Genomic DNA, 610 nt, shown 5'->3' on the forward strand with positions numbered 1-610 from the left:
CTTGATCCGGTGTGACAGTTCGCGCGCCAGCAGGTCGCGCTGCTCGGATACGACGCGCTGCTCGTGCACGTCAGTTACGGTGCCGAACCAACGCTCGATCGCACCAGCGGCATCGTGCATCGGCACCGCGCGACTCAGCACCCAGCGCCATTCACCGGTGGCATGGCGCATGCGGTACTCGCTCTCGAACGCCTCGCCGAGCTCGGTCGCACTGCCCCAGGCTCCGAACGCGGCTTGCTCGTCATCGGGGTGGATCAGCTCGCGCCAGCCATCGCTGTCAGGCGGCGGTTCGGTGCCGGTGAACTGGCGCCAGCGCGCGTTGTAGAAATCGAACTCCAGTTCCGGGCTGCACGACCAGGCGATGTCGGGGATGCCGTCGGCAACCATGGCAAAGCGGCGCACGGTCTCCGCCATCTCCGCCTCCCGGGCAAGACCCTGTCGACGGTGCCCGAGCCGCCGCATGACTGCCTGGGCCAGCACCACCAGCCCATCGCGCTGCAGCCCGGTCAAGCCCGCCGGGCGCGGGATGTATTCGATCACGCACAGTGTACCCAGCGGCACCCCTTCGGGAGACCTCAGCGGCGCCCCGGCATAGAACCGCAGGCGGGGC

The 610-nt window shown here is 68.9% G+C and carries 1 protein-coding gene; it reads right to left on the minus strand.

Annotated features, from left to right (window positions below; genetic code table 11):
- Window positions 1-610, minus strand: a 610-nt coding sequence (locus AC01FP_RS18685) for a PAS domain-containing protein (RefSeq protein WP_474482400.1), incomplete at both ends; no start/stop codon positions are given.

Source organism: Cyanobium sp. NIVA-CYA 375 (genome assembly GCF_056108345.1).